The following is a 6,545-nucleotide window of genomic DNA, read 5'->3' as shown; positions in this document are numbered from 1 at the left end:
TTACTTACTTCTACCTATTTGAAACCCTTTCTAACGCTATATTTATGCTCTGTATAGACTTTTGTAGAAGAAAGTTCCACATTTTTTATTCGCCTTTTGAAAGTGGAATTTAACTTTTCACTTCAGCTTTTCAAACTTTTCTGCATCATTTTTCACATGTAAATTTATTCTCTTTTCAAACGCTGCATTCCAGTCCTGAAAAAGGTCTACTTTTGTTAAAATACATAGAAAAAGGCAGCAGGATGTTCCCCTTACTGCCTGTTTATGCATAGGTTCTGACTGGAAGTACCAGCTGTAAAACATTATCATCATCCACAGATTTAATGATAAACGGCTTCATTTCTCCACAAAGGCGGAAGGTTACCAGACTGCCGCTCAATGCCTTGATTGCGTCAAAGACATATCGTCCGTTACAGCTGATTTCCAGAGAGCTTCCTGTGAAGCTGGCACTGCTTAAAACCTCAGTGGAGGATCCTACTTCCACGGACTTGCTGGAAAGCACGCATTCCTGCTCACTCAGACTGAATTTAATAACGGAAACCCCGTCATTTTTAATAAAGCTTGCACGGTCAATAGCATTGAGAAGATCACGGGAATCGATTGTCAGCTCGTAGTCAAACTGTAAAGGAATCAGTCGGCTTGTTTCCGGATATACACCGTCAATCAGTCGCGTCTGTACGATTGTGTCATGAATGATAAACTGCGCTTTTTTATCATTGACTGCAATTTCCACCTCTCCTTCACCTTCCAGTGTTTTAACAACCTCGGACAGGGATTTGGCAGGTATGGTGATATTGAAGTTCAGGGATTCGCTGATATCAATCGTTTTCTTTGCAAGACGATAGGAATCGGTAGCGACACAGTGCAGCGTATTGCCTTCACAGTGGAAATTCACACCGGTCAGTACCGGACGTGTTTCTTTATCACTTGTCGCAAAGCTGGTCTGCAAAATCACTTTCTTCAGTGTTTCCTCTTTTAATGCAAAGCATTCCTTCGGTTTGGAGAAGTCGATAGCCGGATACTCATTTGCACGCATTCCATTGATTCTGAACTCTGCAGTGTTCCCACTGATTTTAGTCAGGGAACCGTCAATCATTTCAAACTCGATTTCATCAGCATCAATCTTACGAACGATTTCCAGAATATACTTGGCTTCAATAACGATTGATCCCATATCACGAATCTCAAGAACACATTCTTCCGATTTTGTCAGTTTCGTCTGAATGGATACATCCGAATCACTTCCGGTCAGAATCAGACAATCTTCTTTTGCGTCAATCTTAATACCGGAGAACGCAGGAAGTGGTGAAAATGTAGAGATGGCACGGGATGCCACGGATAGTGCATTGTAGAATTCTTTTTTAGACACCTTAAAGTACATGGGTGATGCTCCCTTCTTTTATGTTTTATAAGTAAATAAACAATAATAAGTATGTGGAAAGTGTGGAAAAGCTATAAAAACACTTTGAACATAGGCTTATTTTAACAAATTTTGCTGTGGATGAAAAGTTTAAACATGTGGATATCTTAGCTATTTTATCCCCAGATTACTTTCAATCTGCATGACTGCCTGTTGAAATGTTTCCTTTTCCTTTAACAGCTTCATCATTTTTTCATACGAGGACATAATCGTGGAATGATCACGGTTTCCAAATTCAAAACCGATTTTGGCAAACGGCATTTCCAGATGCGTCCTGCACAGGTATATTGCGATATGACGCGCATTGGCGATATTTTTGGTTCTTGATTTTGATTCGATCTGGGTTCTGGTCAGACCATAGTATTCGCATACCGCATTCTTTATCCTCTTCGGCGTTAGTTCATCCTCCTGCTTTACAACAATCGGATTTTCTTTGAATATTTCTTTCGCGAAGGTGATATCAATCCGCTCGGGATTATATAATATTGCTTTAAAGAACAGCTCGTTGAGCGTTCCCTCCAGTTTTCTGACATCACTTGCAAAGCGGGTTGCCAGATAATCGAGAACCTCGTCATCAATCATGATTTCATCGCTGCGGCCTTCCATCTTTTTCTGCAGAATAGCTTTCGCAGTTTCAAATTCCGGAGACCCTACCGATACGGACAGACCGCTGGAAAAGCGGGATATCAGACGGTTTTCAATTCCCTTCAGCTCTGTAGGATGAATATCACTGGTAATGACAATCTGTTTGTTGTCGGAAATGAGCTTGTTATACATATTGAAGAAGATTTCCTGTGAGGTGCTCTGCTTCAGACGCTGGATATCATCAATCAGCAGATAGTCCACCGAACAGATCATTTCCTTAACGTCCTCAACCGTCTTGTTTTTCATCGCCTCAATCAGCAGGGTGACGAAGTCCTCACTGTAAATGTATAAAACCTTTTCATCTGCCTTGTTTGCCTTGACGTAATTGCCGATGGCATGCAGCAGATGGGTTTTCCCCAGGCCTGAATTTCCGAATATAAACAGCGGATTGTTGAATTTACCGGGATAATAGCATACGGACAATGCCGCAGCGTGAGCCTCCCGGTTGTTTTTCCCTACGACAAAGCTGTCGAAGGTGTACTCTTTTTTTACTTTGTCTTCAAATAAAATTTCATTTCTTCTTTTAATGACAGATGATGGCTGAAGCATATCCACTTCGCTCTTGAGCAGGATTTGACAGGAGACCTTCATATCCAGAACATCAGACAGCTTTTGCTGAATCAGATCGATGGAATCCATCATGATCTGCTTGTTGATCTTATAAGGAACAACAATGGTCGCAAAATCATCCTCTATATCAAAGAGATGAGAATCTTCTTTATACCATGCGTTGAATACGGCATCATCGAAATGTGCACTTTCATTTATGAGCTGAAGTGTCTTCTGCCAGATCTGCTCAAGCTGTACCTTGGCAAAATTAGACATAAACGACTCCTTTTTCATGCACCTTATATTTTACTATAGATTGTGGAAAAATACCACGGCTATTCTGATTAAGATAAAGGGAATCACAGCATATGTAAAAAAGTGCTGCTGTCATGTAGAAAAAATGGAAATAATTTGTTTATGGAAAGTGAAGGAGAACACTGATTCAGTTTTCCACCGGACAGGACACGTTTTCTGAAGGATTTCCGGTGGATTCCGTTTACACACATAGGTTATCCACAGGAAAACATGCTTTAAACAGGATAAATAAAGGAGTTTCTCCACTTTCCACAGCTTTCCATATGGAAAAAATGGGGAAACAGGAAGTGTGGAATCCCGTATTTTGTGGAAAAGTGGAAAACAATGGATATCAACAGATGCTTTTCCATCATTGTATACACATGAAAAGTATGATAAATAAAGGATATGAGAAGCTTTTCTACAGTTTCCACATATGGTGGAAAACTATGTTATGTATTCTTGTGGAAGAATCGTGGAAAATCTGTTGCGACGGGATAAACAGCTGATATCCTCTGCTTCATATTATAAATTGGGGTTGAAAGCCAAGTTTTCCACCGTAAACGGAGTGTTTTGTTGAAAACCCTCTGAATGATAATATACAGAACAATTTGCGAAGTGAATTGTGTTCTTTTTCAACTTCCTATATAATAGATGAGATGATTATATAGGATGTGATGATATGAACTGGTTTGAAAAAAGTACAAAACGCATGATTCAGCACCGTCTTGCCTCTACCTATCAGATGAGTCTGCTGCTGGAGCTGTTTCTGGCACTGCTTTCATTTGTTTTGATTGCGGATAAGCTTTCTTCCCTATCCGTTTTTTTCGGAATTCTCGCTGTGGTTGTAGCGGCAAGAATTATCTTCCTGTACGCAGTTATGAGTCTGCGTGTGGAAACCAGAATTGTTTACGGCATCATGCTGCTGCTTCAGGCACTGATCTCCACCGTTTTATTTTTTTATGCAAGTATCTTTATATTTATAGTGGTTTCTGCTTTTATCGTGCTGCTGTTCCCTATTTTTACACATGCCTTCTGTCGAAAAATGGCATGGATTGACAAATAAACGTATTTTCAAATATTTTTAATGAATTATTGACTTTGACAGAGTTTTTATGTATAATTTTAAAGCAATGCTCAATTTGTATAAAATGATAAAGAAGAAGTGGAGGTGGCTCTTGTGAAAAGAACATATCAACCGAGCAAAAGAAAACACCAGAAAACTCATGGATTCAGAGCCCGTATGGCTACAGTAGGAGGACGTAAAGTATTAGCGCGTCGTCGTGCCAAAGGTAGAAAAGTGTTATCAGCATAAAAAATCACCCTGTGGTGATTTTTTTTCGCCTTGTCAAAGTGATGGCTTCCTCTGTTTCAGGTGCTTTCCTGCCGTACGTTATTGCTTTTTCCCCTGATTTAGGCTATGATTAAGCGTATGATGCTGTGAAAGCGTATAGCAGGTAGAAAACGGCATCAGGGAAGCGGAAGACAGAAAGGAAGAACTGCATGAAAAAGGAATATCGTGTGAAAAAAAGCCAGGAATTCGCCGAGATTATGAATTACAAAAAATTTTACACCTGTCCTTCCTTTGCTATTTATGTGAAGCCGCGAAAAGAAGATCATGCAAGAGTAGGAATTTCCGTTGGTAAGAAAATGGGAAAAGCAGTTGTACGTAATAAAATCAAGCGTCAGGTACGCATGATGGTACAGGATATTTACAGTTTTGAAGAGAAATTTGATACGATTATACTCGTTCGCGTAAAATATCATGAAGAAAATTATATAAACAACAAAAAACTCTTGGAAAGATTGGTTAAAAAAGTTAAAATATAAAGGTAGGCAAACTTAGCGAGGAGACAAAAAGATGAAAGATTTTTTTAGAAACAAAAAGAAGTTTCTTCTGGTCGTTATGCTGATGGTCGTGACACTGACCGGATGTAGTGTTCCGCGTGGGCAGAATGGTAAGACATATGTCAATTCCATTTACACGAACAATGACGTTCAGGTGAAACGCGGAGATGTTGACATTCCAGACGACAAAGAACTTCAAAAGAAGTATAAGGATTATAAAGCAGATGATTTGATTACAATCGAAAAAACAACATTCTCGGATGCAATGGATGAGGGATGGTTCAATGGGCTGATCGTATGGCCGATTGCATTCCTGATTAACTTTGTAGCAGATTTCAGTGATGCAGGTATCGGTATCATTGCAGCGACCTTCCTGATTCAGCTGCTGATCTTCCTGTTCTCAATCAAATCACAGGTAGCATCACAGCGTATGCAGTCCATTCAGCCGGAAATGAATAAGATTCAGGCGAAATATGCAGGCAAAACCGATGACCGCTCCAAGATGCAGCAGGCGCAGGAAATGCAGGCGCTCTACAGCAAATACAAAATCAATCCGTTTGGAACACTGCTGGTAACGTTTATACAGTTCCCGGTAATTCTGGGTATGTATCAGGCGACGATGCGCGCGTACAGCGTGGTAACCGGTTCCTTCCAGGGAATCAACCTGGCTAAGACGCCGATCGAAGGGTTTAACTTAGGTAATTACTGGTATGTTGTCATCTTTGTTCTGATGGTAGCCTTCCAGCTGTTGTCCTTCAAAATGCCGCAGTGGCTGCAGGAACACAGAAAGAAAAAGATGCATGTCAAAGAGAAAAAATATGCAGAGCCTAAGAAAAAGGGCGGAAATGGTATGATGGGCTCCATGAACATGATGATGTACATGAGTACCGGTATGATTGCCATCTTTGCAATCAACTGGCCGCTGGGTATGTCCTTCTACTGGCTGGTAAACTCTCTTGCAAGAGTTATCCAAAATATTGTAATCCACAAATTCTTTATCAAAGATTAGGAGGATAACAGGATGAAATCGTATACTGGCAAAAATCTGGAAGATGTATTGAAGCAGGCTGCCGAGGATAAGGGAGTAAGCGTAGAAGAGCTCACTTATAATGTTACAGAAGAAACCTCAGGCTTTCTGGGTCTTGGCAGCAAAACAACCATAACGGCTTACTGTAGAAATGATATTCGTGAATTCATGAAAGCATATCTGCAGACCTATTTCGAAGGTATTCATATGGAAGTGTCCATTGATGTGGTGGATGACGGTGAATATTTCCGTGTTAATCTGGACGCTGAGAACAACGCTATTCTGATTGGAAAGAACGGACAGACATTACAGGCAGTCAATACTGTTCTGAAATCTGCTTCTTCCAGTGAGTTTAAGCGCCGGATTGGTGTACTGATTGATATCAACGGATATAAGGAAGAGAAATATCAGAAAGTTTGTTCATTGGCTCTTCGAGTTGCGAAAAGCGTACAGAGGACAAAAACTGATGCAACACTGGATCCTATGCCGGCCGATGAAAGAAAGGCTATTCACAACTATTTAGCCAATATGAAGCATATTGCTACCGTCAGTGAAGGTGAAGGTAATCAGCGGCGTCTGAAAATCGTTTACAGCGAAGATAATGCATAAAAAACAGGGAGTCATGCAAGACAGCATGGCTATCCAAATTTTTTAGGGGTTTTCGCCAGAAATTTGGGGGTCAACTTTGGGGGAGAGAAAAAATAAAGGCTAAAAATTAAGACCCCTAAAGTTAAAATCAAGAGAATCAGTGAAAAAACATTC

General features: G+C 40.3%; 7 protein-coding genes. 5 read left to right on the top strand and 2 right to left on the bottom strand.

Translation table 11 applies throughout. The features are described 5' to 3' along the window. Positions 1-262 precede the first annotated feature (262 nt). Positions 263-1,381, bottom strand: a complete 1,119-nt coding sequence (dnaN, locus tag KSZ58_RS22165; RefSeq protein WP_008816042.1) for a DNA polymerase III subunit beta — start codon at positions 1,379-1,381, stop codon at positions 263-265. Between the two features lie 150 nt (positions 1,382-1,531). After that, entirely contained in the window at positions 1,532-2,890 is a 1,359-nt protein-coding gene (gene dnaA, locus KSZ58_RS22160) for a chromosomal replication initiator protein DnaA (protein WP_002606678.1), read from the bottom strand. Positions 2,891-3,590: 700 nt separating this feature from the next. On the opposite strand from dnaA, the gene KSZ58_RS22155 reads away from it, so the two are divergent. The 5 genes from KSZ58_RS22155 (at position 3,591) to KSZ58_RS22135 (ending at position 6,392) form a co-directional block, all read left to right on the top strand. Then, on the top strand, positions 3,591-3,974 hold the full coding sequence (locus KSZ58_RS22155; RefSeq protein WP_002606677.1) for a hypothetical protein: 384 nt from the start codon (positions 3,591-3,593) through the stop codon (positions 3,972-3,974). A 114-nt stretch (positions 3,975-4,088) separates the two neighbouring features. Then, positions 4,089-4,223, top strand: a complete 135-nt coding sequence (gene rpmH, locus KSZ58_RS22150) for a 50S ribosomal protein L34 (RefSeq protein ID WP_009274359.1) — start codon at positions 4,089-4,091, stop codon at positions 4,221-4,223. 188 nt (positions 4,224-4,411) lie between these two features. Next, complete coding sequence (rnpA, locus tag KSZ58_RS22145; RefSeq protein ID WP_002606676.1) at positions 4,412-4,738, top strand: ribonuclease P protein component; 327 nt, start codon at positions 4,412-4,414, stop codon at positions 4,736-4,738. A 31-nt stretch (positions 4,739-4,769) separates the two neighbouring features. Further along, positions 4,770-5,765 (top strand): YidC/Oxa1 family membrane protein insertase, encoded by a 996-nt coding sequence (locus KSZ58_RS22140; RefSeq protein ID WP_002606675.1) that lies wholly within the window; start codon positions 4,770-4,772, stop codon positions 5,763-5,765. Positions 5,766-5,777: 12 nt separating this feature from the next. Further along, on the top strand, positions 5,778-6,392 hold the full coding sequence (locus tag KSZ58_RS22135; RefSeq protein WP_002606674.1) for a R3H domain-containing nucleic acid-binding protein: 615 nt from the start codon (positions 5,778-5,780) through the stop codon (positions 6,390-6,392). The last annotated feature ends 153 nt before the right edge of the window (positions 6,393-6,545 follow it).

The sequence above is a fragment of the Erysipelatoclostridium sp. DFI.2.3 genome (genome assembly GCF_019132535.1).
In the GTDB taxonomy this organism is placed as follows: Bacteria; Bacillota_I; Bacilli_A; order Erysipelotrichales; family Erysipelotrichaceae; genus Clostridium_AQ; species Clostridium_AQ innocuum.
Note: the sequence above shows the minus strand (reverse complement) of the source record. Positions and strands in the feature narration are given on the sequence as shown.